This is a genomic window from Enterococcus sp. DIV0187 (assembly GCF_051713785.1).
Taxonomy (GTDB): domain Bacteria; phylum Bacillota; class Bacilli; order Lactobacillales; family Enterococcaceae; genus Enterococcus_A; species Enterococcus_A avium.
Genome location: NZ_JBIOQO010000002.1, coordinates 471364 through 495847 on the forward strand (window position 1 = coordinate 471364; position 24484 = coordinate 495847).

Genomic DNA, 24484 nt, shown 5'->3' on the forward strand with positions numbered 1-24484 from the left:
TTTAAAATACTAAATGATGGCTAAATTATGGAAAATCTACGTCAATGGAGCCATCGGAATTGTAAACCAAGTCCGACAATAATAGATTTCTCAATATGTTCAACCATATCTCATCCTTCATTTCAAAAAAGGATCGCCTTGCTTCAATTTGAAATTCATAAATTGGTCTGTGTTGCCCCCAGCTACGTCCATTCACAACAGACTTTAGTTGCTGTAAATTATCAGATTGTTCAATCCACATCGTATCAATAGCCTTCAAGGTAACAATTCGTTTAAAATAAAGCTGCTGAAAACTATCGGGAATTTTGAAATGAACCTGTTCGATTTGAGTTAAAATCATCCTATTTAAATACTCGCGTACATGCTTCTTACCGTAATCGTTTAGCTCTCGATCAATGGTCGAAGCGTCAAAATTATAAGCGATATTGTTATAGATAAAATCAATCAATTTATTTCTATCTAGATTCGTTTTTTCCGAGGTAAAAGAATCAATAACATTTTCTGTTGAACGCTGGATGATTCCTTCTAAAAATGCAATAGAACCTTCCATCACCTTATTCCTTGCAGTGTAAATCATCTCCCGTTGAACACTGATGATTTCATCATATTCAAGAATATTCTTGCGACTTTCTACTTCTTGATTCTTTCTATTTGCTTGAGATTTATTAATGATTTTGTCGTATTTCTTTTCCTTTAAAGGCTTTGTTTCAGCTGTTTCCTTTTGCTCGTTTTCTTCGACCAACTTCTTTCGCGCCTTGGCAACCCACTTAGGCGCACTTTCAACGACTATTTTGTCTTCCATCGAAACAAAAAAAACTGTATCACCCGGATCTCCCTGCCTTCCAGCACGACCTCTAAGCTGAAAATCAATCCGATCACTGGTCATTCGTTCTGTTCCCAAAACTAACAACCCGCCACTTTCTTTTGCTTCAGGATCAAGCTTAATATCCGTTCCTCTTCCAGCCATTGATGTGGCTACTGTAACAGCGCCTTTTCTACCTGCTTCAGAAACAATCAAGGATTCCTTCGCAACTGTTGTAGCATTTAGAAGATTGTGTGGGATTTTTTGCTGCAATAATAGTAAGGAATACAAGTTAGACATAGCGACAGAACCCGTTTCTACTAAGACCGGTCGCCCTTTTTTAAGTGCTTCCTTTACAGCTTTTAATGAGGACAATACTTTAGCCTTATTTGTTACATAGACTTCATCTGGATGATCTACTCTTTTGATAGGCTTATTTGTAGGTATTTGAATCACGTTCACATTGTAAGTTTCTCTAAATTCTTCAGCATCAGTTTTTGCTGTTCCGGTCATTCCTGACAGAATTTTGAACTTCTTAAAGAGATTTTGATAAGTAATTGATCCCATTGATCTCGTTTCGTTGGTAATTTCTACCCCCTCTTTGGCTTCTATCGCTTGGTGCAATCCCGCTTGTAATTTCGTTCCGATTAATTTTCTTCCGTTTGCTTCATCTAAAAGCAGAATTTCACCCTCTTCCACTACATAATCTCTGTTTTCTTCTAATAATTGATTGGCTCTTAAAGCCAAAACTAAATGTCTGTATAAGTCGCGCCATTCCTCTGTAAGAATTCCGTGAATTCCAAAATATTTTTCTGCTTTTTTAATTCCCTCTTCTTTGAACCAAACATTTCTCTTGTCTTCACTTTTTAAATAGTCTTCTCCTTCGCTAAGACTTTTAACAAACCAGTCAGATGTTTCGAATAGATTAGATTGTACTTTGGGTGCTCCTGAAATGATTAACGGTGTCTGCGCCATATCTAACAGGATGGCGTCTATCTCATCAATCAATACATAGTTGAACGTATTGACATATTGCTCTTCTAAAGTCGTTGCTAGATTATCAAATAGGTAGTCGAAGCCCAAAGCGCTGTGTGTAGTATAGATAATATCTGAACCATAGACTGCTTCCTTATCTACCTCTTCTTCACTAGCATCTTTTGGAACTCCTACAGAAATAGTTAGTCCTAGCCACCGATAAACTTTTCCGACTTCTTCAGCATCTCGCCAAGCCAAATAAGAATTCGAGGTAATCAAAAAGTTTCCCTTGCCCATTAGACCTCTTAAATACATCGGCATCGTTGCAGTGAGTGTTTTTCCTTCACCAGTCTTCATTTCCGCAACATTTCCATAGAACAAAGCGATCCCACCGAGAATCTGAACATAGTATGGCTCTAACCCTAATACCCGCCGGTCAGCTTCTGCAACAATCGCATAGGCCTGAGGCAAAAGCTTTTCGGCTTTTTCCCCATTTGCTAATCTTTCTTTCAATAGGATTGTCTGGTTTTGCAAATCGGAATCTGACATTGCTTTATACGTTGGTATTAGTTTGATAATCTTATTGGCTATCCTTTTGTATTTCTTTATATTTTTATCTTTCATAGTCATCCAGCTGATTCCTTTAATTTTTTATAAGTACGTGCTCGACTGTGATGCAAAAAAATTAATCAGTAATAATTCGATATCCTTTTCCCCAGATAGTCTGTAAATCACAATTCACAAATCCCGAATCCTCAAGTTTAACTTTTATCCTTCGCACAATCGTAGAAGTCTGAGCTAAGTTTGAATTAGTTACTTGGGCCCATATCTTATTACAGATATCTTCTCTTGAAATAACTTTTCCTTTAGCGTTGTATAAAATTTCAAAAACTTGTCTTTCCTGATTACTCAAAAACAACATAGAATCTATATCCTTAATATTAAAAGACAATAAATTCGGCTTGCTGCTTTCTTGATATTGAGCATGATTTTTCCTTAACTTTTCTCCTATCTCTTCTAAGGAATCGTCCATAAATAAAAAATTGAATTTATCATTTTCGTATTCATGATGATTTTTTGAAAATGTCGTCGCTTTTCTAAAAAGAATCGAATCTTTGATGTCTTCATTTTTAGCTACCTGTGATACCTCGTCATCAGAAATCGTTTCGCTAAAAATAATGTTGGGAAAATAGTTAATTACCGGATAGTTTTTAGTATCTTCAATTAACCCCTCAAGCAAGTGACTACTGCAAAACACCTCATAACCGAGCAGATTTAATTTTTTTATCAATTCTTCTTCAGCAAAAACACATTTCGTCAATATTAATACATTCATTTTTCTCTTCCCTTTTCTCTTTTTTTATCAGATAGCTCTACAGCCATACAGACAAGCATTAACCATAAAAGTCTTGAATCAGAAGCCTTCACTCGCTATTTCCTGAAAATTTGTTATCATAAGCATAGTGGTGCCTTTAATAAATCATTGATTACTAAAAGTTTTTGGTATCTGCGATTAGTAATCAAAATCAACACCCATACTTTTTAAACACAAAAACTGACGTTTAGCTAAAATAACGATTTTTCAGATGAGTCAAAATTGTTCCTAGTCTTATAAAAAACTAGAAAAAGCACCCAATCCCTTTATTATTAGAAGGATTTGAACGCTTTTTGACGATTTAAGACGGCGTATAGTTTTTTCAGATGAAATAACGCCTTTATTTTTTGTTTAGAAACACTGATTTTAACTGATTATTATAATCATTATAAACTGCGAATAAATTGAAAGCGCTTTCTCAGAAAAAGAAAAAAGAACTTCCCAAGATCGTTTTTGAAAGCGTTTTCTAAGCGATGGACTTCTCCATTTCCTCGATTACTTGATATCTTTGTTCTAGTAAAGCATTCACATAAGTATCTAATGTCATTTGAGTTGATGCGTGTCCTAAAAGAGCACTGACCGAAGAAATATCCCCTTTTGATTCTAAACAGCGGGTTGCAAATGTATGGCGTAGCTGATGGAAATGTATATGTGCTAAATCAGCTTTCACGCGAATCTTATGAAAATAATAAGTGAGTAATCTCGGCTCACAAGGCTTTCCACAATAAGAAAAAACAAATTGACTCGTTGACTTTCTCTTGTGCTTTAATAATAGTTTCTTCAATGTACGACTAATTGGGATTACTCTAACAGACGCTTCTGTTTTTGAACTAGCAAAATTCAATTGTGTTTTCCGTTCTCCATGTGAAATCCCTATTCGTTGATATGTGTGACTTACATGTATTAAACTCGATTCAAAATCAATATCAGACCACCTTAAAGCAGAGATTTCTCCAATTCTCATGCCAGAATGGAGAGATAACAGTATCGGAAGACCTCTGCCTTTCTTTTCGTTCAACGCTACATTCATAAGTCTCTTTTGTTCTCTGCGAGTGAGCGCTTCAATTTTTTTCTTTTTAACTTTTGGTAACTGAATACTGGAAAAGGGATTAGATAAAATTTTCCCGCATTTTTTTGCATGATTCAAACATTTATTCAAAATTCGAAAAATCACATGTACAGTTGAACTAGCAAGCTTTTTCCCAAGTTCTTTAAGTATTTCTTTTCCTTGTTCTGCAGATAGTTCATTTAAAGGAATGCTCTTTATTGTTGGTAACACGTATTTATAAATTTTATAATAATAACTGGAAAAGGTAGACGGCTTGACCTCCTGCTGGACATAGCTCAACCAGTAACTCGCCCACTCCTCAAATGTTTCACTCGCAACCCCATGAGTTTGCTGGACAGTCATATAATGTATCCTAAGCGGAAACATTTTTTGCCGAACTTCCGTATAGGTTTTTCCATACACATATCCATATCTAATTTTTCCATTGTTTTTTCTTCCCTTTGAATAACGTCCCTCCCAACGTCCATCCTTTCTTAAATATATATTTTCTCCTTTTCTCATTGACAGTTCCCCTCCAATTCTGACGGCTTAAATGACGGCACATTTTTCAACTAATAATGAGTTAAATCCCAAAATTGAGAACTCAAAGCTTTTATTTTTTGTAATGAATCTTCAAAGAGAAACAAAAATAATTGTTTTTATGAATATTATTGATTATTTCTAATCGCTATTTTATAATAGCATTACAAAACGATTTTAAATCAAAAGATAAATAAATTAATTTGTTTTTTAAAGAAATATTTCTTTTCTAGTTTTTTATAAGACCAAGTAAACTATTTTAAAAAATTATAAATTTATTTTATAGTTAAACTAACTATATAAAAAGATCTATTGATTGCTCAAGTACCGTCAATCAATAGATCTTTTTTATAATTATCAATCTTATTTTCGAGGAAAAACTTTAATTTTAATTTTTGTCAGTCTTTATTTTTTGTTATAGTTTTAAAATCTTTTTGTTAGCCGTTTTAAAAAAGTGAGAATTTGATGGAAGTGGTCAACCTTAAGAAGTTTCTACTTATTTCTCTTGCCTAATCGTAAGAAAGGAGCTGTGACAAGAATCTTGTCACAGCTCCTTTACTCGTTCTATTCAATTGGGATAGCGGTCTTGCGTTCCAATTTTTCCGCTGATTTTGGCAAAGTAACCTTCAAAATTCCGTCCTTGTACTCAGCCTTGATATCTTCTTCTCTCACATTTCTAATTGCAAATTGTCGGCGAACACTGCTGAAGCTTCGTTCACTTCTTACCAAATTGCCCTTGTCATCTTCCTTTTGCGTATCTGTTTGGTGTTTTCCTTCAATCGTCAATATGCCATTTTCGTAATTGATTTGGATGTTTTCCTTTGGAATTCCAGGTAATTCCGCCTCTAGCAAATACTCGTTGTCTGTTTCGTGGATATCTGTCTTAACCATATTGCCCTTGAAGCCTTCAAAAAAATTCCGTCCAAAGTCCTCAAAAAAATTGAAAGGTGTCATGTCAAATAAATCAGAGCGACGAGGAATCATGTTGTTAGCCATTTTGACCATTCCTTTCTTTTTTTATCTTCCTTCACTTATAATTTTACTCATGATAAATAATTTTTCAAGCAAAAAGCAGCAGAAAACAGCTTTTCGAACGATCAATATAACGTTATTTAAAAAGTAATTTTTTAAATCATCTAAAGACATACCTCCAGTTTAATAATGTATTTTTCCCGATATGTCAAAATAGTCTCATAAAATTAGTTATTTAAAATTCAAGCGATTCTTGAAAAAGTATTTTTCTACAGTTGCTTGTACATCAAAAAACAGGACAGTGTGATTTCTTTTTTGTTCACTGTCATATTGACTTCCTTTTGACTGAAAATCTCGAATCCACGATGAAGATAGAACTGATAAGTAGAGCCTGAATCTGTATATAAGTAAATTGTCTTGCCTCTCTTCAATGAGACCAGCTTTTCAAGCAGCAGTGTTCCAATTCGTTTTCCTTTTAGTTCAGGATCAACAGCAAAAAATGTCAGCTCTCCTTCATAGTTTTTCTTTGAAAATGCCTGAAGCATCTCTTTATTCGCTTGATCGTAAGCATCAGAATTGTCCTTATGACCAGATAGATTAATTAAGCCCGATCCAAGTTTTAAAAACAGCTTATGCTTTATTGATTCAATGACAGGTTCTTCATTCTTAAATCGTGCGAACAAAAATCCTACTAAACGTTCACCTAAATAAGCACCTAAAGCAACTGTTGATTTCGAGAGCTCAAGATACAGCACGTATTTGCTGTAAAGAAATAGCTCGAGGGAATTATTGACGTACCAATCAAGGTGCATGCCCTGTTCCGCGAATTTTCTTGCCTGCTCCAAGTCATTAATACTTATTTGTTTGATTTCGATAGTATCCATTTTATCCCTCCTATTCTTGAACAACTGTTGAATAATGTTCATATGTCTAATATAATGAATGCAAAACAAGAATACTATAGGCAATCTCTACAAAACTGTTCATTTTTGAACAGTTTGAAGACAGTTGTCTAGGAAAAAGGTAAAAAATGGATCGAAGAACGCGCAAAACAAAAAGGGCGATTGCATCGGCTTATCTCTCACTGTTGCAGAACAAGCCAATCAATAAAATTTCAATTTCTGAAATCACCGAGCTGGCAGATATCGGCAGAGGCACCTTTTACACTCATTATTCTGACATTTATGATCTGCATAACCAGCTCCTTGATGACAAGCTGGAGGCACTTATCCTTCTTTTCGACACAACCTATCCAAACGACCAAATCACAGATTTTAAAACCTTTTGTCAGAACTTAGTTTCTTTTGTCTCAGAGAACCAAACGATCTTTCAGTTACTCGTTAAAGAAACTAGAGGTAGAAATGATTTGAGAAAAATCAAAGAAGTATTGATCGCAAAGGTGATTGCCGCCGAAAGCCTCGATCCAAATGATCTCCAAAGTTATATCGAGGTCTCCTTTGCTGTGTCGGGCATAATCAGCATTTTGTCAGATTGGTTAGAATCAACGATTGATACTGATCTAGAAACCTTGAGTAAAATATTAACAAGGATCATGGCTGAATATTAGCTTCTAAAAATTCTTCCTATGCAAAAAATCAGGCATCCCTTTTCAAAGAGATACCTGATTTTTACTATTCGTTGATACTATTTCCAGATAGTAGAACATCCCGTTTTCTTTCGGATAAATCATTGACAAGATTTTGAATCGCCACAATCGCTTGCGGTGTTACGTAAGGATCCATTGAAACAAAAGGAAAATCCTTAGGAATACCTTCTTTCGGCCCTGTTGTAATCAGCCCATCATAAGATAGAACCTTCTTAACCATCTCCTCATGACTGTCCCACAATTCGTCTAAATGGTGTATCTCAAAATTTCCATAAACGATCTGAGTAATCACCCTTGAGATAAACTTCTCTTCCGTAGGGGTAAGATCGGAAACTAATAATAAATGATGAGGTTCATCCTGTGAAGCCAACAGCTCCAGACTTTTTTCTTCTTCTGTCAGTAAGAGATAGACATACGTTGTAATAAAATCTCGCGTCTGATAGATTGCGTACTTATGGACAAAAGCTTCCACGATATCTGTCACCTTCTCCACTGCATGCTGGTGCATAATGGCGACCATGTCTAGAAAAATAGTTCGATTTTTTCGCAAAATGGAGAGAAAGTCACCCTTTTCGTCAAAAAGATATGTGGCATTCAGTAAAACGGTCGTTAACTCGATTTTTCGTTCCTCATCAAGTGCTCCGCCTAACAACCTTGTAAAATCTTCCGTCAATTCCGTGTGCTTCTTGAAAAGCTTTCTATAACGGGGATTATCCTTTAGCGCTGCCTTTCTATGCTCTTGACTGAAAATAAGTGAATCCGAGAAGGACAACCATAAGCAATCCCGTAACAGCTCATCTGATACCGTCAGTTGAAAAACTTCTTTAATCATCGAACTGAGTGCTTCTACTGTTTTTCCTTCTGGCAATAATAACGGCTTCGTTCGGAGTTCTTCTTGAGGATAAGCATGTTTGTTTTTTATTCGCCACAAGCTGATAAACAGATTGTAAGCCACACGTTTTTGAAAAATATGCTGGTTTTGCATCCCATTTATTTTAATAAACTCTAGAACAAAATTTTTAATCACTTTTAGATGGTTCTCGCTCAAATCTGGCAATACTGTCTTTAATGTATACTGTTTTTCAGTAAAGTACCGATAATAAAAGTGCCGGACCACACTTTCTTTCCCCACTATACGTAACGGACGATAGCACAGTTGAATACCTACACGTTTTAAATCAATCTCTATCTTTTTTAAGTACCGTTGGGTATTAGAAGAACTCAAATATAATTTTTTCGATAACCCTTCGATGTTGTCACTGGTCTCATATAATAAATGTTCAACAATCTTGAATTCGAGTGAATTGGTCAACGCCTCAGCATACAGTTTTCCAATGCTGATCCCTTCCTTGAGCATTACCTGATGCAATCCCTTTGACTTTTCAACAATAAAATCATCCTGCAAGTCATTGATAAGACTAATATCATTCAATAAAATCGGCAATGAACAATCTAACTCGTTAAGAATCGCATCGCTCGACACCCCTTGTCGGTTATAATACAACAGTTCAATCAATTCTAATCGTCGTCTGTTGCTTGTTCCTAAAACCTGACGAAAATCCATCCTATCTCCTCCAACTTCGTTAACAATGATACTTTTGTACGGTATCATACTTCTACCAATCCTAAAGCGTGAATTCAAAAGTTTTAAATTAAATAACGTTTTTTGATTCTACTTTTTTATTGTTTTTATTTTACCCTTTTTCTACGTATGGATATAGTGTTTTTTTTCGCCATTTTTATTGAAATAAGCTCGAAGAATTTTTCTTCCGCGTCTCCTTAAGAAAGGCTTTGCGGAGTCGCTCAACTTTTAGGACCCAATTAGGCACTAATCAACATCTGTTTTCTTCGATCATTGTGTTTCTTGGTAATTTCGAAATATTTTTACTTATTGTCGGTGCTTAAAGGAATTTAGCAATCATTGTCTGCGTAAACTAGCTCGTTCGTGAAGCCGGATATGGATATACCTGCTATAAAGCAAATTATTCATGAGAAATTTTTATGCTTTCCCTATATAAAAAGACATTTCTCAAAAAATCAAGAAATGTCTTTTTGATTGAATTAAGTAATTCTCAAATCGGCAACTAAAAGTCACTCCAATTGTCTTCTTCGACTGCTTCTGCACGTTTGCGTTGCTTTTTCGACTGTTTTGGACGTTCATAATGGTATTGTTGGTAATTATTTCCTCTGCTACTGTCAGCTCTTGGAATGATTAATGCCAGTAGTATATAAAGAAATACTGGTGCGCCTACCAAGATGACACTGATAAAAACAAAGATGACCCGTGCGATAGTAGGATCGATCCCAAAATATTCGGCGATCCCACCAATGGTTCCAGTGAGCATTCGATTTGATTGTGATTTTGTCATTCTTTTTCTCATTTTAATTTGTCCCTTCTATCTCTCATAGTCCTTCAGGAAGATGTTACCAGCCTTCGAAGAAACCTCGATTTCAGCTGATTCTCCTGCTGCTCGTTGAAAATGCAATATTTTCTGGGTGTTGCCATTTCGTTCTTGTATGGTTTCACAATTGGCAAAGCGATAATTAATCGTACCGACTCCTGTTTTGGCTACCCCTTCGATCCCTACCGTTTGCGGCAATGATACTTTGACATTTCCATTGACGGATTGGGCTTCAATTTTTTTCAAATTCTCATTGCCTGCGGATAATTTGATGTCTCCGTTGATTAATGAATATTCTGATCGCACAACATCTGCTTTTGAAATGATTGTACCGGTAACTGTCTCAATCAATGCATTCGTAATCTGTCCTTCGCGAATTTCAACGTCATTGTTGGTACCTTCAAATTCCAGCATCGAGGCATCAAGTTCTTTAATCAACACTGTTCCATTCGTTGCTTTAATCGAAGCATTCTTAGCTACAAGTTCCTCAATCATCAAATCACCTGTCAGTAAACGGACAGAAAGATGATTGTATTGACGTCTTGGTAAGTAGAAGGTCAATTTGGCGTCCACTCGTTTATTCGGTACATGGAAGAGTATTTGATAGTTATTAATGTCGATATGGCTGCGTTCTAAAAAGGCGTCGATTGGATCTGGCTCCTCCATTTTACCTAGAAGAGCGACTGTTGCCTCAACTTTTATATCATTGATTGTCTCATCTTCCCAAGTCTTCAAAATTACTTTCCCTTTCGCCAATTTAATATCGATGGTTTTGGCATCTATATCTTCAAAGGTGAATTGATGACTAAAATGTGTTTTTGCCGTTCCGTAAAATTTTTGATTCATCTTTTTCCAGTCGAAATCATTAGTTACCTTGTCTGAAACTCTCTCGGTTGTTCTCGTTACCATCCGTGCAATACGGCTGACCAAGTCTGTTGGTTCCTCATGAGGACGATCCATTGGACGGTACTTTTGCTCTTCAAAATCATCTGGGACTTCAAAAAATCCATCTGATACATAAGGACCTTCTGGCGAAACAAACATATCCTCGTCAATCGCTCGACGCTCATGCTTCAATAGTTCGATTTCTTCTTCCCGTTCCTTCAGCTCGATCTTCATTTGATTATAGATTACTTCATTTTCAGCTGAAATGATTCCCAGCTCAGCTTCAAGATTCAGTTCTCTAAATTCTTCTTTTTTCTCTCGCAAAGCTTCTATTTTCGTTTGCAACGCTTCATCAAATTCATCAATTTTTGATCGTACTGGATCTTCCTCTTTAGGTTCTGGTTTCTTGTTTTCCCACTCATCAATCATGCTGGAAACACTGTCAGAGGATTGCGGCTTTTCTGATAGTGCTTCTTCTGGTGTTTCTGGTTCTAGCTCTAATTCTGTTTCGGCCTCTGCTGGCTCTTCGAATGCTGGCTGCTCCAGAAGGTCATCATCCACTAAACCCGATTCGGATATTTTTTCAATTGTTACATCGTTATCAAATTCCAAGTCCTTTTCAAATTCTGTCTTTTCTTCATCTTCAACAGGTCCTAAAAAGTCTTTTGATTCGATTTCCCCTTCAAACTCAGCTACATGTTGGGATGTTTCCTCTTGTTCTAATTTATTTACAGGTTCTTCCACTGTTTCAGTTGCTGATGGTTCTTCAACTATTGGTTCTTCTTCAGTCTCTGGTGCTGATTCTGATTTTGTTTCTTCATTTAATCCAAGACTCTCTAATAAATCCAAGCCTTCCTCTGGCGATAATATCCCCTTTTTAATGGATTCTAAAATTTTTTGCCGTTCATTCATGATAATCTCTCCTCGACGAAAAGTTCTATGAATCTATTATGCACAACCCTCGTCGTCACGTCATGGGTCGAAAGGACTATATTCATAGAATAAATTTATTCTTGTTGTTGATTCAATTCTAAAAGTAAAAACTGTGAAAAGTCGGACTGACAGCTAATTCGTTTCAATTGAAAAAACTTTTTCAAAAACCGAAAAAGCTTATTTTATTCTCATCACGCATATGATCAAACTATATTACTCAATCAATAATTCCAGTGAGATGTCTGTTCTTCACTTGAACCAAACAAACTGCAAAAAGTTTGACTCGCAAAAAGAGTGAACTGTTTTTTTTAGTTCACTCTTCGGATTATATTTTAAGCTTAAGATTTAAGCGTTGTTTTTCTAATTAGAAATCGCTCCATGTATCGTCGGCAACTGCTTCTGCTTGTTTTGCCTGATTGCCTGTTGATGATTCATAGGGTTGTTGGTAGGCTCTGCTCTCACTTTCTGCTTTAGGAACAAGCAACACAAGCAATAGATAAAGTAAGATTGGTGCACCTTCCAAGAAAAAGCTTAGGAAGACAAAGATGACACGTGCAGTTGTAGGATCAATTCCAAAATAGTCCGCAATTCCGGCTAACGTCCCTGTTAATACTCGATTGTTTTGTGATTTCGTCAATTTTTTCATTTTAATTTTCTCCTTTTTCCAAAAAGTATTTTTTTGGAACCCGATTTGAATGTATTTTGTTTTTCCCACTCGCGATGTGTTTTTATCTTATGTCAATATTATGCTCAATCTTCTTTGATTCGTCATGGGTCGAAAGGTGTATTTTTCATCTAGTTATTTGGTCGGAGTTTTTCTAATTCTTCTATTTATCAGTAATTAGATACCAAAATCATTCAATCTTTCGACTAAAATATGCTAAAGTAAGTTTGAAAAAAATTTTCAAGTCAGATACTTTAATGAAAGGAGAATTTGCTTGATTCATATTCGTGAAATGGCCCTTCAAGATAAACCAAGACTTAGACAATTATATCTAGAAAGTCGGCGTACAACCTTTTATTGGGATGATCCCGAGTTGATGCATTTAGAGGATTTTGATCGTGATACGGAGGCTGAACTTGTCTTCGTTGCAGAAGTCGAAGAAACAGTCATTGGCTTTATTTCTTTATATGTTCCAGATAACTTCATTCATTGCCTATTTGTTGATGCTCGCTACAAAGGACAAGGAGCTGGTCATCTGCTTTTGGAAAAAGCGAAGCACCACTTAGAGTTACCAATGAAATTAAAATGCTTATCACGAAACACTCCGGCACTAGCTTTTTATGAAAAGGAAGGCTGGAAAAAAGTTCGAGAAATAAATGTCCCCGATGCTTACTGGAACATGATACATCAATGATTTAGATCTGTTCTTTTATGACACTTTTCATAAACTTTTTTTAATGCAGGCTTCAGCTAGTTACTTTGAATTTCAAAAAACGCTTGCATTCTCGCTAGAACCATGTGAAAATAAATACAATAAGTTCTTCAGGGCAGGGTTTAATTCCCGACCGGCGGTGATAGTCCGCGAGCCTTTTGGCTGACTCAGTGCAATTCTGAGACCGACAGTACAGTCTGGATGGAAGAAGAAAAGTGTGTGTTTGTTGATCTTCAGATAACAAACGCTATTTGATGAATCAAACCACCTTTTTCTACTGTGACTGTGCCTTGCAAATGTTGTTGTAAGGTTCTTTTTTATGTTTAAAGAAAGGTGTGTTAGAAATGAAATTTACTGCAAGAAAATTAGTCTTGATCGCAATTTTTGGAGCTCTTTCCTACGTCTTGATGCTATTCAAGTTCCCGTTGCCGTTTATGCCGCCGTTTATGGACTTTGATTTGGCTGGGATTCCAGAGCTGTTAGGAGCATTTTTATTAGGTCCTGTTTCGGGGATCTTTATCGTATTGATCAAACTTTTAATCAAGTTAGCGACAGTCGGAACTGCTTCGATGTTTACTGGTGAAATTCAGAACTTTATTTTAAGCCTGAGTTTTATTTTACCTGCGAGCCTATTTTACCAACGATCAACTAACAAAGGCTCGGCACTAAAAGGAATGTTAGCTGGCACAGCGTTAGTTACTTTTGTGGCGTGTCTATCAAATGTCTATTTCATCATCCCCTTTTATACCAAATTATACGGAATGTCGATGGAGGCGATCATCGCCATGACACAAGCAGTCAATCCAATGGTAGACAGTGTTTGGAAATTAGTTGTCATTGGAATCATTCCCTTTAATTTAATTAAATACGGAGTCACCACTGCGATTGTCTATTTTTCGCTTGATCGATTGCGCGCCATCTTTCTTAGACGGGAGTATTTATAATGGACTTTCAGACAGCGGTTGAACACTTTTATCAGAAACTAGGACAAAAAAAGATTATGGCATTAGCCACTAGTTTGAACGACCATGTGATGGTGCGCAATGTCAGCGTGATCATTCACGAAGGCAAAATCCTATTTAAAACAGACAAGAATTTCCGAAAGACAAAGCAGCTAATCGAGAATCCGCGAGTGGCGATTTGCTATTGGGGAGTTCAAATTGAAGGAATTGCTGTAAATCACGGCTTAGTCGTTGATCAGCCAGACCACTCCTTCCAAGAGTTGTATCAAAAATATTGGGAAAAAAGCTATAACGCCTATCCTCATAAGGATAGTGAAATTTTGATTGAAATAGTGCCTAAGTTAGTTGAGATTTGGGATCAGGATGAAGAGGACAAGGGATTTCAGTTGTTTATTGATTATGAGCAGGAGAAAGCTGAAACTAGCACCTACGATTAATAAAAAGCAGATCAAACGAAATTTTTTCGCTTGATCTGCTTTTTTCTTAGGAACTTAATTGTATTACTTTATTAATTATATTTTTCGCTGTTAACCCGTAATGTTCTTTCAGCAATTCTGGATTTCCTGATTGGCCGAATTGGTCTTGAACACCGATTTTTATCACTTTTGTTGGTTGATTCTCAGATAGGAATTCTGAAACCGCACTACCTAATCCGCCGATAACACTATGTTCTTCAGCAGTAATAATCCATGGTGTTTCTTTAGCCGCCTGTAGGACTAATTCTTCATCTAATGGTTTGATAGTAGAAAAGTTCAATACACGAATCTTAGTACCTTGTTCGGCTAATTGCTTTGCTGCTTCGAGGGATTCTTGAACCATCAAGCCTGTCGCAATGATTGTTCCATCATTGCCCTCTACTAACGTTTCACCTTTTCCGATTACAAAAGGTCGCTTTTCTTCGTGAACTCGTTCTACAGCTAAACGTCCTAAACGCAGATAGACCGGTCCTTCATGCGCCAAAATCGTTTCGATCGCACCTTCTGTTTCCAGATCGTCCACTGGATTGATAATCGTCATCCCTGGAATCGCCCGCATTAAAGCAATATCTTCGATCGCCTGGTGGGACCCACCGTCTTCGCCGACGGTAACCCCAGCGTGAGTAGCGGCAATTGTCACATTTAGCTTTTGATAGGTAACGGCATTGCGGATCTGTTCATAAGCCCGTCCTGCTGCAAAAATCGCAAAGCTGCTGGCAAAAGGACGCTTGCCGCCTAAAGCGAAGCCTGCCGCAGTACCGATCATATCTGCTTCGGCAATTCCCATATTGAAGAATTTCTCCGGTGCCGTCTTGGCAAAAATATCGGTTTTAGTTGCTGCGGATAGATCGGCATCCAATACGACCAAGTCAGGGTGATCTTTAAGTTTTGCTAGTGTTTCGCCATAGGCTTGTCTTGTGGCTTTTTTCATCTTACAACGCCTCCTTCAGCTCAGCGAGCGCTTTTTCAGCTTCCTCTGACGAAGGTGCTTTGCCATGCCAGCCGACTTGATCTTCCATAAAGCTTACCCCTTTGCCTTTGGTCGTTTGACAGACGATGACAGTCGGTGCCTTTTCTTGAGCTTTCGCTTCCTTGATCGCTGCTGTTAATGAATCAAAATCATGTCCGTCGGCAGTCAAAACGTTCCAGTTAAAGGCTGCAAATTTCTGTCCGATATCCTTTACACCCATTACTTCATCATTTGTTCCATCGATCTGCAAACCATTGTTATCAATAAAAGCCATAACATTGTTCAGCTTGTAATGAGCTGTGGTCATGGCTGCTTCCCAGACCTGCCCTTCCTGCAGCTCACCATCACCGATCAAAATATAAACCTTTTTTTGAATCCCGTCTAAACGCTGAGCCAGCGCCAACCCATTCGCGATGGATAAGCCTTGTCCTAACGATCCGCTTGAAGAATCAACGCCTTTCGTCTTGATCCGATCAGGATGTCCTTGTAAATGACAGCCGAATTTTCGCAAATCAAGCAATTCTTCTTTCGGAAAGAAGCCTTTGTCTGCCAAAACGGTATATAGAGCCGGTGCCGCGTGACCTTTCGAAAGAATAAAGTGGTCGCGATCCTTTTGATCATAATTTTCCACCGAGATATCCATTTCTTGATAGTAAAGCGTCGTTAAAATATCGATCGCCGAAAGTGATCCGCCTGGATGTCCCGATCCTGCTGAAGCCAGAGAGCGGATAATCCACTCCCGCAGCTCCAATGCTTTTTGTTCTAAGTTTGTCATAATAATCTTCCGTTCACTCTATTTTTTTCATTTCCTCTAGAAAGATATTCATCAGCATCCACGATGATTCCGAACCAGGATCTTTATGTCCCACGGCACGTTCACCTAAACGCATTGCCCGACCCTTTTTTGCAACCAAAGGAATGGTTGATTCTGCTCCTTGCTTCATGATCGCGACTGTTTCTTCCATTACCGCAATGGCATCCTCATCGTTCTTGTGTGCTTCTAAGTATTCGATCCCTGGAAGCAACGCATCAATCATAGTTTTATCCTGTAATTCTGCTTTTCCTCGCAGTTGCACGGCTTCGACACCATTTTTCAGCATCCCGGCAAACTCTGGGAAAGTGACTGTCTCTTTACCTGTATCCTCTTTGCCCATTTTGATAAAGAAGCTGCCATATAAGGGACCTGATGCGCCGCCGACTTTACTTAACAGCAGCATGCCGGATTTTTTTAGCAGCGTACTGATATCTGGCGCTTTTTCTAAATTATCCTGCAAGTTGGCATTCACCGCTCGAAAACCAATGCTTAAATTGATTCCATGATCGCCATCACCAATGTCTGAATCTAATTTTGTCCAATAATCACGATTTACTTCCGCAAGCTCTGCCATTTTCGCTAAACTGTCGGCAAAAAACTGCTTATCTAACACCATTTCACTCATAAAGCACACCTCATTCTTTCTAATTTCGTGTTCCTGTGGTAACTCCTAATACCAGAAATGAAACCCTTTTCTTATAATTTATAATAAGGTGTATCACATGGTGCATCAAGCAATTCTTTGATCTCATCGTCCAGCTTCACCAATGTGACGGACATTCCGACCATATCCATCGAAGTCGCAAAATTTCCCACATCTGTGCGATGGATATTAATCCCTTTTTCATTTAGGATTTGATCCACTCGTCGGTAGCAGACATATTGGTCCATTACTGGTAAAGCTCCTAATCCGTTAACTAATACATACACCTCATCGCCAGCCGCAATTTTAGAATCTTCCAAAATGATCTTCATCATCTCATCAATAATCACATCGGCTTTTTCAACTTTACGACGTTCAATTCCCGGTTCTCCATGAATCCCCATACCGATCTCCATATCGCCTTCGTCCATTTGGAAAATCACTTCGCCGGTAACAGGTAAAGTTGAAGAAGATAGCGCCACACCCAATGAATAGGTATTGTCATTGGCTTTTTCAGTCACTGCTTTGACTTTATCTAGGTCATAACCCTTCGCCGCAGCACTTCCAGCTACTTTGAAGACTGGCAAGTCGCCAGCCACGCCACGCCGATCTTTTTTATCTTTAGCTGAATAGACATCATCGGTAGTCGTGACCGTTTCTACCCGAATACCATCTTCTTCTAACGCCATTTCCGCACCCATATCAAAATTCATCACATCGCCTGCGTAATTTCCATATAAATAGAGACAACCTTTTCCACTATCAACCGCTTTCACTGCTTCGTAACAAGCATCCGGTGCCGGTGAAGTATTCACGTTTCCAACAACCGCCGCATCCGCAAAATCTTTTCCAACATAGCCTAAGAACATCGGCTCATGTCCTGATCCACCGCCGACAATTACGCGAACGCGCGGTTCTTCACTCATTAATTTACTGACAACGACACGATTTTCCAAGTCCAAGTCCACATATTGCTTGTTCGCTGCTGCATAACCCTCCAGCATTTCTTCTACTACTTCATAGCCATCATTGATTAAACGTTTCATCTTCCCATTCTCCTAACAATATAGTTTTTAGTTGTTATGCTGCATTTTTTTTTATAAGAACAATGACAATAGCAGGCCGCCTAGTAATCCTCCTGATACGGCTGCGACAATCTTAGGAAGTGATTTTTTCACGTTCCCGCCGACCAATGCAGAAGCTACCCAGACACCGATACCAGCTGCCAGCCCTTGATCGACCCACGCACCTGTTTGTGCGATCATCGGTGTTGAAATACCGTGATTGATACACCAAACAGTTCCAACAATAAAGAGTGCGGCCATCCAGCCTCCGATTGGCCCCCAGTGATCTACCATTTTCCCCCATGCCATGCGAATTACAAATGGGAATAAAAATCCGCCGCATACTGTTGCAAGTCCTAAGCCCAAAGACATTATTTTTCCTCCGTTTCTTAATGGATTATTCTTCGCCAACTAAACGATCTAACTCTTTTTCTGTCATTCCTGGTTCAGGTGCCTTTTCATCGCGTTGTTCTTCTTTTGCCACACTTTTTTCAAAAGCTGCAGCTACGATCCCACCAATAACCGCACCCACGATGACTAATGCGATTGTTGGTAATGCATCAGTTAATACAGATGAACCCTGCATGAACGTATCTCGAGCAATTCCGCAAATACCAATTGCAAGCCCCATATCAACAAATGCTGCATCATCTTCGTTGCCTGTCAAATTCAAGTAATGATTCATAAACCACATGGGTCCAATAATAATTCCAGCTGCCAAGTAACCGCCAAAGATGCCAAAACTGCCTAACTCATTCCAAACAGACATTACAATAGTGCCAGCGATCGTGTAACCTACCATACTTCTCAGAAACTTCATTTCTTTCGCTCCTCACTTTTTTTATTCAACAAAGCTTTACAGCTGTGCTAACTCTTGGATTATGGTTTCCTTCTCCTGACAAACGGTTGCCTGAACAGCTGCCGCAAATGCCCCCTCAACTAACGGACAATCCATGATTTCCGTTTTCATCGCCAGCTCTTCATCATCAATCAAGTCAATCGCTGTTTCCGAGCTTAGAATAGCGCTTCCAATATCGCAGAAAATTAATATATGATGGCAGTCCGCATTCTCTTCTATTGCCTCCATGATCATGATCGAGTTGGTGCCTAGCCGCCCATCACCTGTACCGCCTGCAGAAATAATTCGCACTGCGTCGTTGGTACCAGTCATTTCTTCGATCATTTCTTTGGTTCCATCAGTAATTTTCTGACTATGGGATACTAAAATAATGCCAAACATGTTTACCCCTCCTTTACTTTTTTTACTGTTTCAACAATTGACGCGTACTGTTTCGGATTATGCCCAAAACGACCAACGAATACACCATCAACATTTTCATCGGAAACGATTAGCTTTGTGTTTTCCTGCGAAACTGATCCACCGTATATGATGCGAATGTTTTCTGCCGTTTGGATATCGTACAATTCTTTGATGCATTCACGAATCAATCCATGAACCTGTTGTACATGAACCGCGCTGGCTGCACAGGTTTTCCCCACTGCCCAAGCCGGTTCGTAAGCTAAAATAATTTTCTCTGCCTTCTTGCCCTCGATTTGGAATAAATCCAGAAATAGTTGTTTCTTCATTAGCGCTTTAATCTCTTGATAATTCTCTGTTTTCGTAACTTCACCGATACACAAGACCGGTGTCACTTCGTAATCTAGTGCCAAGCGGACTTTTTGATTGATCATATCGTCCGTTTCGTTGAAAAGCGTGCGTCGTTCGATGTGTCCAATCTCGGCATAGCCACCCTTCATTTCCTTTAGAGATTCAATCGAGAATTCTCCTGTGTAGGCGCCGTTTGGCACAGGTGCGATGTTTTGCGAACCCAAACCGATTTCTGAATCCTTCAAAATCATAGCTACCGGATAAAGCACACCCATTCCCGGACACATGAATTGTTCAACCTTTTTCTCGTCACCCACTTCTTCAACAATAGCGTGGGCAAAATTTCGAGCATCGTCAATTTGGTTTTGATATAGCTTTAAACTGATACCAACAATTGGTTTACGCATGCTATTTCCTCCTTTCAGAAATTTTTTCTACAATTATTTTTTAAAGGCTTCCCAATCCTTCAGGAAGGCTTGAATTCCTGCATCGGTCAGTGGATGTGACCAAAGTTTAGGGAACAAAGTACCTGGAATCGTTGCGATATCTGAACCTAACTCAGCAACATCTTCCACATGTTTTAAGCTGCGAATACTCGCGGCGATGATTCCTGTTTGATAACCATATTGGGTTAACACTTTTTTCAAATTGCTGATTAACGCCAAGCTGTCGGTAGCGATATCATCCAAGCGCCCTACAAATGGACTAACAAACGTTGCACCTGCTTTAGCGGCCATTAAACCTTGTGCGACTGTAAAAACTAAGGTGACATTGGTCTTGATTCCTTCTTTAGATAAGATATTCACTGCTCGCAGGCCATCTTCTGTCATAGGAATTTTTACGACGATATTGTCCGCCCACGTTGCAATATCTCTAGCTTCCTTCACCATGTTCTCGGTATCAAGAGCGATCACCTCTGCACTTACAGGCCCATCGACCAAACCGCAGATTTCTGTGATCACTTCTTTAAAATCTCGACCTTCCTTTGAAATGATCGTGGGATTCGTTGTTACACCATCCACCAATCCTAATTGATTGATTCGTTTTATTTCCTCTACATTCGCTGTGTCTAAAAAGAATTTCATCATTTTTCCTCCTATTTTGAATACTCGGCTTCTTTTTCCATGATTTGATCAATCTTTCTGCCAGAGTTGCCGCCTTCAAATGTGACTGACAGATACTCATCAACAATTTTCTTAGCAACCTCTAACCCAATAACCTTTGAGCCCATGGTAATGATTTGTGCGTTATTACTTAATTGTGCTCGTTCTGCTGAATAGGTATCGTGAACTTGTGCGGCTCTTACTCCAGGAATTTTATTGGCTGCCATCGCCATGCCAATCCCCGTTCCACAGCAGAGAATCCCGCGATCAATTTCCTGATTTACTACCCCGTTTGCAACGTTAAAGGCAATATCCGGATAGTCAACCTCGTTTGGAGAAAAGCACCCATAGTCCTTTATTTCGAATCCCTTTGCTTCTATATATGCGAATAATTCACGTTTCATCTCAAACGCATTATGATCTGATCCAATTCCAATTTTCATTTTTCTCTCTCCTTTTTCTCTTTGTACCCTCATAGTAAGCGTTAACTTTCGTTTTGTCAATCATTATTTTCGTTTATTTTCGTTTTATTCGTTATAAGCGAAAGATAAACGCGTTTTTTCGATTAAAACGAAAACTAAATCATTGAATATTGTTGTTTTTTCTATTTTTTTGCTTTATACTATACTCAATTAGATATTTTGGAGGAACTGCTTATGTATACAAACCAACGAAGAGAAAAAATTCTTGCTTTGCTACAGGAACGGGGTTCTGTCTCCGTGAATGATTTGACCGAACTATTATCTGTTTCAAAGGCAACCATCCGATCAGACCTTAATTATCTTAGCGATAACAACATGTTGATCCGAACACATGGTGGTGCCACTCGTTCGAAAGAAGACGAAACCTTGAAAATCGATAAAAATTATGACATTCGAAAACAAAAGAATATTGAAAAGAAAGCCGAGATCGCCAAAAAGGCGTTTCCGCTGATTGAAAATGGTGAATGTATTGTTTTAGACGCCAGCTCTACTTGCTATGAGTTAGCGAAACTCATCAGTCAATCTGATTTACGTATCACCGTGTTAACGAATGGATTGCGTACTGCCTCTCTTTTAAAAGAAAATCTAAATTTGACAGTTGTATTAATCGGTGGCGTCGTTAAGGGGAGTTCGAATGCGGTGGAAGGCGTTTTAGGAATTGAAATTCTAAAAAAAGTCAACATCGATACCTTGTTTACCTCCGCCTACGCCATTTCTGCTACAGAGGGTCTTTCAGATTTCAATCTATATGAAGTAGAACTAAAAAAACGAATGGTAGAGTTAGCTTCACAAACGATCGCTTTGATTGATAGCACGAAATTCGAGAAAAAATCAATCGCTACATTTGCTAACCTTCCTCAATTAACTGCGTTGATCACAGATGATGGAATTCTAAGCGAAGTAAAAGAGCATTATAGTTCAGTTGTGACATTTTTAGATTAAGAAAAGAGCGAGGAACATTCTAAAATTAATGAATGATTCTCGCTCTTTTTGTTTTCTATCATCCGTTTAAGCTTTCTATAAGCTAACCGTCGTACACTCTTCTTGTGGATGAACTTGGTGTTTAGACTCAGAAGTGGGACTTAAAACGACGGTTTGTTTCATTTAATACGAGGTGCAGGTTCGATTCCTGTCATCCACGTTAAAAAAACTAAATGACGTATTGATACTAAATCCTGCTCTTCTACCAAGCAAGAGCAGGATTTTTTCGTTGATTTTCCACCGTCATTTACAAATGAAACCATTTACACCTTATCTGGTCGATAGTAGACTTAAGGTAACAAGTTGATTAGGACGTGATGGAATGATTATCAAAGCAATCGTACTAGATATTGATGGTACGTTATTGAACACAGGAAAAATAATCTCGGAAAAAACCAAACAAGCCTTGATCGCGGCGCAAGAAAAAGGCATCAAAGTTATTTTGGCTTCTGGTCGCCCAACGACAGGCATGCTAGAGCTGGCGGAGCAGTTGGAAATGACCAAATATGAGGGCTTCCTCGTTTCATACAACGGAGCGCGCGTCACAGACTGTCTGACAAAAAAGGTACTTTTCAATCAGGCCATGAGTATCGAAACGGGCCAAGCAATTCTAGAACACTTGAAAAAATTTGATGTCATACCGATGATTGACAAAGAAGATTATCTTTATGTAAATGACGTTTACAGCGGCATGCTGGATTTACCTGATGGCGCATTCAATATTATTGAATATGAAGCACGCGGCGGTAATTTCAAACTCAGTGAGATTGATGATCTGGCAGCCTTTGCGACCTTCCCGATCAACAAGATTTTGATCGCAGCACAACCAGAATATTTGCAGAAGATTGCACCAGCACTCCATGCTCCTTTTGACGAAATCGTTACAGCCGCCTTCTCTGCACCGTTTTATTTTGAGTTCACTGACAAAGGAATTGATAAGGCGAAGGCATTGAATACGGTATTTCCTGAAATGGGCATCCATTCAGAGAACATCATCGCATTTGGTGACGGGCACAACGACCGCTCCATTATCGAATACGCGGGGATCGGTGTTGCGATGGGCAATGCGGTAGATGCACTAAAAGAAATCGCTGATGATGTGACACTTTCTTGCGATGAGGATGGGATTGCAGCGGGATTGGAGAAATATTTATAAACAAAAGCAAGGTTTGGGAATTCAATCTCCCAAAACCTTGCTTTTAATCGTTATGCCTTCACTTTTCTATGCTCGGAATCTACAACAAAATCGATTCCTTCAACACCAAAATAATCCGCGATCCGTCTTTTCAATTCCTGCATCGCTTGATTGGCACGTGTTGCTTGTTCGCTAGTGACCGATTCCATAAAGAAAATGACATCTTGAATTTCTTCTGTCAGCATTGTCCGTTGGGCTTCTCGCCAATTCAAGCAGCGGCAAATTGCACCTTCTTCGTCATAATAGATGATCTCTCCTGGTAAAGCGGGGGCATCAGCTTCAGCGCCTAAAGGTAAAAACGCTTCTCCGCCAGCTGCTTGACCCAAATGAATATCGCCTACAATTTTTCGCAGGTCTTCCTCGCCGCAGGGCACAGCGAACTCCAATGAGATACTATTGTAAATATCGACTAGTGGATTGATGGGTCGAAACTCACGATCCTGACTGACTCTTTTCAGTAACGCTTCAATTGACGAACGAGCGCCCTTTTTTGTTTTGAATTGGCTGAAGGCGCCACGCCATTGAGCCACAACGAGGTTTTGACTAAAGGTCTCCTCTGTTAGAAATTGTTTAGCGGCTTCTTTTCCTTCTGCTAATAATTTGGTCAAGTAGGGATCATTTTCCTTCGAGTGATTGTCTCCAATTCCTTTTACGAGTAATACATTGATTTGCGCTTCAGGGAAAATCTCCCAAAAAGATGTATCTGTGATAAAGTTTGTCATTTGTTTGCTCCTCATTCATTTATTTGTTCCAGATAGGGTCTTTTATTGCCTTTTTTGACGGAGGTCCACTCTTTGTCAATCGTTGCTGCCACAATTTTTAATGCTTTGGAAAATGCTTCAATTTCCTTTTTTGACAGGTTTTGCAAAGCGATTTGATTGGAATATTGATTTTCTAGTTGAATGATCGGAACTAGCTTTGCGCCATCTTCTGTTACAAATAACCGTCGAATTTTTTTATTTACGTCATCTGCTTCTTTTCTAATAAAACCTTTTTCCTCAAGCTTCTTAATCGCTCGCGCAGCCGTCGTGCGATCCACCTTGATCATTTCGGCTAATCTATCTGGAATGATGCCGGGATTTTCGAAAATTCGTATCAAATATAAATACTGGCCTTTGGAAAGTTGGTACTCCTTAAACTCGATGTTCGCGATGGAATCTAAGGCTCTGGCGATCTTTCCTATATCTCTAAGAAATTCTATCCTTTTCAACCTCCTATCCTATAAACATATCATAAGTCGTTTTCGTTGCAAATACAACAAAAAATCAATC

General features: G+C 38.6%; 27 protein-coding genes, 1 pseudogene and 1 riboswitch. Of the genes and pseudogenes, 7 read left to right on the forward strand and 21 right to left on the reverse strand.

Translation table 11 applies throughout. The features are described 5' to 3' along the window. Window positions 1-25: 25 nt before the first annotated feature. From secA2 to IGI52_RS22180, 5 genes are all read right to left on the reverse strand, one after another. A complete protein-coding gene (gene secA2, locus IGI52_RS22160) occupies window positions 26-2401 on the reverse strand; it encodes an accessory Sec system translocase SecA2 (RefSeq protein ID WP_438782693.1) in 2376 nt (791 codons plus the stop codon). A 61-nt stretch (window positions 2402-2462) separates the two neighbouring features. Next, a complete protein-coding gene (locus IGI52_RS22165) occupies window positions 2463-3113 on the reverse strand; it encodes a winged helix-turn-helix domain-containing protein (RefSeq protein WP_016178077.1) in 651 nt (216 codons plus the stop codon). A gap of 505 nt (window positions 3114-3618) precedes the next feature. Then, complete coding sequence (locus IGI52_RS22170; RefSeq protein WP_144325620.1) at window positions 3619-4722, reverse strand: site-specific integrase; 1104 nt, start codon at window positions 4720-4722, stop codon at window positions 3619-3621. A 582-nt stretch (window positions 4723-5304) separates the two neighbouring features. Next, complete coding sequence (locus tag IGI52_RS22175; protein ID WP_016178075.1) at window positions 5305-5736, reverse strand: Hsp20/alpha crystallin family protein; 432 nt, start codon at window positions 5734-5736, stop codon at window positions 5305-5307. A gap of 245 nt (window positions 5737-5981) precedes the next feature. Beyond that, on the reverse strand, window positions 5982-6596 hold the full coding sequence (locus IGI52_RS22180) for a GNAT family N-acetyltransferase (RefSeq protein WP_144204680.1): 615 nt from the start codon (window positions 6594-6596) through the stop codon (window positions 5982-5984). Window positions 6597-6742: 146 nt separating this feature from the next. Here IGI52_RS22180 and IGI52_RS22185 point away from each other — a divergent pair, with 146 nt between their 5' ends. Then, window positions 6743-7279: a TetR/AcrR family transcriptional regulator gene (locus IGI52_RS22185; RefSeq protein WP_144204679.1), complete on the forward strand. Its 537-nt coding sequence runs from the start codon at window positions 6743-6745 to the stop codon at window positions 7277-7279. A gap of 64 nt (window positions 7280-7343) precedes the next feature. Here the strand turns inward: IGI52_RS22185 and IGI52_RS22190 are convergent, their stop codons facing one another. The 4 genes from IGI52_RS22190 to IGI52_RS22205 all read right to left on the reverse strand — a co-directional run bounded on the left by IGI52_RS22190 (window position 7344) and on the right by IGI52_RS22205 (window position 12184). Further along, complete coding sequence (locus tag IGI52_RS22190; protein WP_144204678.1) at window positions 7344-8882, reverse strand: helix-turn-helix domain-containing protein; 1539 nt, start codon at window positions 8880-8882, stop codon at window positions 7344-7346. A 520-nt stretch (window positions 8883-9402) separates the two neighbouring features. After that, complete coding sequence (locus tag IGI52_RS22195; RefSeq protein ID WP_016178071.1) at window positions 9403-9699, reverse strand: PspC domain-containing protein; 297 nt, start codon at window positions 9697-9699, stop codon at window positions 9403-9405. Window positions 9700-9714: 15 nt separating this feature from the next. After that, window positions 9715-11517 carry a daptomycin-sensing surface protein LiaX gene (liaX, locus tag IGI52_RS22200; RefSeq protein ID WP_144204677.1) on the reverse strand — a complete coding sequence of 601 codons (1803 nt, stop codon included), beginning with the start codon at window positions 11515-11517 and terminating at the stop codon, window positions 9715-9717. 385 nt (window positions 11518-11902) lie between these two features. Continuing rightward, the gene (locus IGI52_RS22205; protein WP_048720213.1) at window positions 11903-12184 is read right to left on the reverse strand and encodes a PspC domain-containing protein; all 282 of its coding nucleotides are present in this window, start codon (window positions 12182-12184) and stop codon (window positions 11903-11905) included. 292 nt (window positions 12185-12476) lie between these two features. On the opposite strand from IGI52_RS22205, the gene IGI52_RS22210 reads away from it, so the two are divergent. The 3 genes from IGI52_RS22210 to IGI52_RS22220 all read left to right on the forward strand — a co-directional run bounded on the left by IGI52_RS22210 (window position 12477) and on the right by IGI52_RS22220 (window position 14313). Then, window positions 12477-12896, forward strand: a complete 420-nt coding sequence (locus IGI52_RS22210) for a GNAT family N-acetyltransferase (RefSeq protein ID WP_144204676.1) — start codon at window positions 12477-12479, stop codon at window positions 12894-12896. A 120-nt stretch (window positions 12897-13016) separates the two neighbouring features. Beyond that, window positions 13017-13131, forward strand: a riboswitch (FMN riboswitch). 127 nt (window positions 13132-13258) lie between these two features. After that, entirely contained in the window at window positions 13259-13858 is a 600-nt protein-coding gene (locus tag IGI52_RS22215; protein WP_144204675.1) for an ECF transporter S component, read from the forward strand. Continuing rightward, window positions 13858-14313, forward strand: coding sequence for a pyridoxamine 5'-phosphate oxidase family protein (locus tag IGI52_RS22220; protein ID WP_144204674.1), 456 nt, complete (start codon window positions 13858-13860; stop codon window positions 14311-14313). The genes IGI52_RS22215 and IGI52_RS22220 overlap by 1 nt, the downstream gene beginning before the upstream one ends. A gap of 46 nt (window positions 14314-14359) precedes the next feature. Here the strand turns inward: IGI52_RS22220 and IGI52_RS22225 are convergent, their stop codons facing one another. From IGI52_RS22225 to rpiB, 10 genes are all read right to left on the reverse strand, one after another. Continuing rightward, window positions 14360-15283, reverse strand: coding sequence for a transketolase family protein (locus tag IGI52_RS22225; RefSeq protein ID WP_144204673.1), 924 nt, complete (start codon window positions 15281-15283; stop codon window positions 14360-14362). Between the two features lies 1 nt (window position 15284). Next, window positions 15285-16097: a transketolase gene (locus tag IGI52_RS22230; protein ID WP_144204672.1), complete on the reverse strand. Its 813-nt coding sequence runs from the start codon at window positions 16095-16097 to the stop codon at window positions 15285-15287. A 13-nt stretch (window positions 16098-16110) separates the two neighbouring features. Further along, window positions 16111-16761, reverse strand: a complete 651-nt coding sequence (dhaL, locus tag IGI52_RS22235; RefSeq protein ID WP_016178063.1) for a dihydroxyacetone kinase subunit DhaL — start codon at window positions 16759-16761, stop codon at window positions 16111-16113. Between the two features lie 71 nt (window positions 16762-16832). Beyond that, on the reverse strand, window positions 16833-17825 hold the full coding sequence (locus IGI52_RS22240) for a dihydroxyacetone kinase subunit DhaK (protein ID WP_048719705.1): 993 nt from the start codon (window positions 17823-17825) through the stop codon (window positions 16833-16835). A 51-nt stretch (window positions 17826-17876) separates the two neighbouring features. Continuing rightward, window positions 17877-18215, reverse strand: coding sequence for a Lin0368 family putative glycerol transporter subunit (locus tag IGI52_RS22245; RefSeq protein WP_016178061.1), 339 nt, complete (start codon window positions 18213-18215; stop codon window positions 17877-17879). A 25-nt stretch (window positions 18216-18240) separates the two neighbouring features. Beyond that, window positions 18241-18663, reverse strand: coding sequence for a Lin0368 family putative glycerol transporter subunit (locus IGI52_RS22250; RefSeq protein WP_016178060.1), 423 nt, complete (start codon window positions 18661-18663; stop codon window positions 18241-18243). Window positions 18664-18699: 36 nt separating this feature from the next. Further along, complete coding sequence (gene dhaM / locus IGI52_RS22255) at window positions 18700-19083, reverse strand: dihydroxyacetone kinase phosphoryl donor subunit DhaM (protein ID WP_016178059.1); 384 nt, start codon at window positions 19081-19083, stop codon at window positions 18700-18702. A gap of 2 nt (window positions 19084-19085) precedes the next feature. Further along, the gene (locus IGI52_RS22260; RefSeq protein WP_144204671.1) at window positions 19086-19859 is read right to left on the reverse strand and encodes a triose-phosphate isomerase family protein; all 774 of its coding nucleotides are present in this window, start codon (window positions 19857-19859) and stop codon (window positions 19086-19088) included. Between the two features lie 33 nt (window positions 19860-19892). Next, window positions 19893-20537, reverse strand: a complete 645-nt coding sequence (fsa, locus tag IGI52_RS22265; RefSeq protein ID WP_144204670.1) for a fructose-6-phosphate aldolase — start codon at window positions 20535-20537, stop codon at window positions 19893-19895. Window positions 20538-20548: 11 nt separating this feature from the next. Next, window positions 20549-20998, reverse strand: a complete 450-nt coding sequence (gene rpiB / locus IGI52_RS22270) for a ribose 5-phosphate isomerase B (protein ID WP_070504700.1) — start codon at window positions 20996-20998, stop codon at window positions 20549-20551. 213 nt (window positions 20999-21211) lie between these two features. On the opposite strand from rpiB, the gene IGI52_RS22275 reads away from it, so the two are divergent. From IGI52_RS22275 to IGI52_RS22285, 3 genes and pseudogenes are all read left to right on the forward strand, one after another. Beyond that, window positions 21212-21979: a DeoR/GlpR family DNA-binding transcription regulator gene (locus IGI52_RS22275; RefSeq protein ID WP_070504697.1), complete on the forward strand. Its 768-nt coding sequence runs from the start codon at window positions 21212-21214 to the stop codon at window positions 21977-21979. A gap of 104 nt (window positions 21980-22083) precedes the next feature. Continuing rightward, window positions 22084-22178 (forward strand): annotated as a pseudogene (locus IGI52_RS22280). Between the two features lie 162 nt (window positions 22179-22340). After that, a complete protein-coding gene (locus tag IGI52_RS22285) occupies window positions 22341-23174 on the forward strand; it encodes a Cof-type HAD-IIB family hydrolase (protein ID WP_144204669.1) in 834 nt (277 codons plus the stop codon). A 50-nt stretch (window positions 23175-23224) separates the two neighbouring features. Here IGI52_RS22285 and IGI52_RS22290 read toward each other — a convergent pair whose 3' ends face one another. Then, window positions 23225-23935: a B3/B4 domain-containing protein gene (locus tag IGI52_RS22290; RefSeq protein WP_438782447.1), complete on the reverse strand. Its 711-nt coding sequence runs from the start codon at window positions 23933-23935 to the stop codon at window positions 23225-23227. An 11-nt stretch (window positions 23936-23946) separates the two neighbouring features. After that, entirely contained in the window at window positions 23947-24423 is a 477-nt protein-coding gene (locus tag IGI52_RS22295) for a MarR family winged helix-turn-helix transcriptional regulator (RefSeq protein WP_070504689.1), read from the reverse strand. Between the last annotated feature and the right edge of the window lie 61 nt (window positions 24424-24484).

What these genes read in the sequence shown, in the direction of transcription:
- secA2 (WP_438782693.1), bottom strand. Translation starts at nt 2,401, where the DNA reads ATGAAAGATAAAAATATAAAGAAATACAAAAGGATAGCCAATAAGATT.
- IGI52_RS22165 (WP_016178077.1), bottom strand. Translation starts at nt 3,113, where the DNA reads ATGAATGTATTAATATTGACGAAATGTGTTTTTGCTGAAGAAGAATTG.
- IGI52_RS22170 (WP_144325620.1), bottom strand. Translation starts at nt 4,722, where the DNA reads ATGAGAAAAGGAGAAAATATATATTTAAGAAAGGATGGACGTTGGGAG.
- IGI52_RS22175 (WP_016178075.1), bottom strand. Translation starts at nt 5,736, where the DNA reads ATGGCTAACAACATGATTCCTCGTCGCTCTGATTTATTTGACATGACA.
- IGI52_RS22180 (WP_144204680.1), bottom strand. Translation starts at nt 6,596, where the DNA reads ATGGATACTATCGAAATCAAACAAATAAGTATTAATGACTTGGAGCAG.
- IGI52_RS22185 (WP_144204679.1), top strand. Translation starts at nt 6,743, where the DNA reads ATGGATCGAAGAACGCGCAAAACAAAAAGGGCGATTGCATCGGCTTAT.
- IGI52_RS22190 (WP_144204678.1), bottom strand. Translation starts at nt 8,882, where the DNA reads ATGGATTTTCGTCAGGTTTTAGGAACAAGCAACAGACGACGATTAGAA.
- IGI52_RS22195 (WP_016178071.1), bottom strand. Translation starts at nt 9,699, where the DNA reads ATGAGAAAAAGAATGACAAAATCACAATCAAATCGAATGCTCACTGGA.
- liaX (WP_144204677.1), bottom strand. Translation starts at nt 11,517, where the DNA reads ATGAATGAACGGCAAAAAATTTTAGAATCCATTAAAAAGGGGATATTA.
- IGI52_RS22205 (WP_048720213.1), bottom strand. Translation starts at nt 12,184, where the DNA reads ATGAAAAAATTGACGAAATCACAAAACAATCGAGTATTAACAGGGACG.
- IGI52_RS22215 (WP_144204675.1), top strand. Translation starts at nt 13,259, where the DNA reads ATGAAATTTACTGCAAGAAAATTAGTCTTGATCGCAATTTTTGGAGCT.
- IGI52_RS22220 (WP_144204674.1), top strand. Translation starts at nt 13,858, where the DNA reads ATGGACTTTCAGACAGCGGTTGAACACTTTTATCAGAAACTAGGACAA.
- IGI52_RS22225 (WP_144204673.1), bottom strand. Translation starts at nt 15,283, where the DNA reads ATGAAAAAAGCCACAAGACAAGCCTATGGCGAAACACTAGCAAAACTT.
- IGI52_RS22230 (WP_144204672.1), bottom strand. Translation starts at nt 16,097, where the DNA reads ATGACAAACTTAGAACAAAAAGCATTGGAGCTGCGGGAGTGGATTATC.
- dhaL (WP_016178063.1), bottom strand. Translation starts at nt 16,761, where the DNA reads ATGAGTGAAATGGTGTTAGATAAGCAGTTTTTTGCCGACAGTTTAGCG.
- IGI52_RS22240 (WP_048719705.1), bottom strand. Translation starts at nt 17,825, where the DNA reads ATGAAACGTTTAATCAATGATGGCTATGAAGTAGTAGAAGAAATGCTG.
- IGI52_RS22245 (WP_016178061.1), bottom strand. Translation starts at nt 18,215, where the DNA reads ATGTCTTTGGGCTTAGGACTTGCAACAGTATGCGGCGGATTTTTATTC.
- IGI52_RS22250 (WP_016178060.1), bottom strand. Translation starts at nt 18,663, where the DNA reads ATGAAGTTTCTGAGAAGTATGGTAGGTTACACGATCGCTGGCACTATT.
- dhaM (WP_016178059.1), bottom strand. Translation starts at nt 19,083, where the DNA reads ATGTTTGGCATTATTTTAGTATCCCATAGTCAGAAAATTACTGATGGA.
- IGI52_RS22260 (WP_144204671.1), bottom strand. Translation starts at nt 19,859, where the DNA reads ATGCGTAAACCAATTGTTGGTATCAGTTTAAAGCTATATCAAAACCAA.
- fsa (WP_144204670.1), bottom strand. Translation starts at nt 20,537, where the DNA reads ATGAAATTCTTTTTAGACACAGCGAATGTAGAGGAAATAAAACGAATC.
- rpiB (WP_070504700.1), bottom strand. Translation starts at nt 20,998, where the DNA reads ATGAAAATTGGAATTGGATCAGATCATAATGCGTTTGAGATGAAACGT.
- IGI52_RS22275 (WP_070504697.1), top strand. Translation starts at nt 21,212, where the DNA reads ATGTATACAAACCAACGAAGAGAAAAAATTCTTGCTTTGCTACAGGAA.
- IGI52_RS22285 (WP_144204669.1), top strand. Translation starts at nt 22,341, where the DNA reads ATGATTATCAAAGCAATCGTACTAGATATTGATGGTACGTTATTGAAC.
- IGI52_RS22290 (WP_438782447.1), bottom strand. Translation starts at nt 23,935, where the DNA reads ATGACAAACTTTATCACAGATACATCTTTTTGGGAGATTTTCCCTGAA.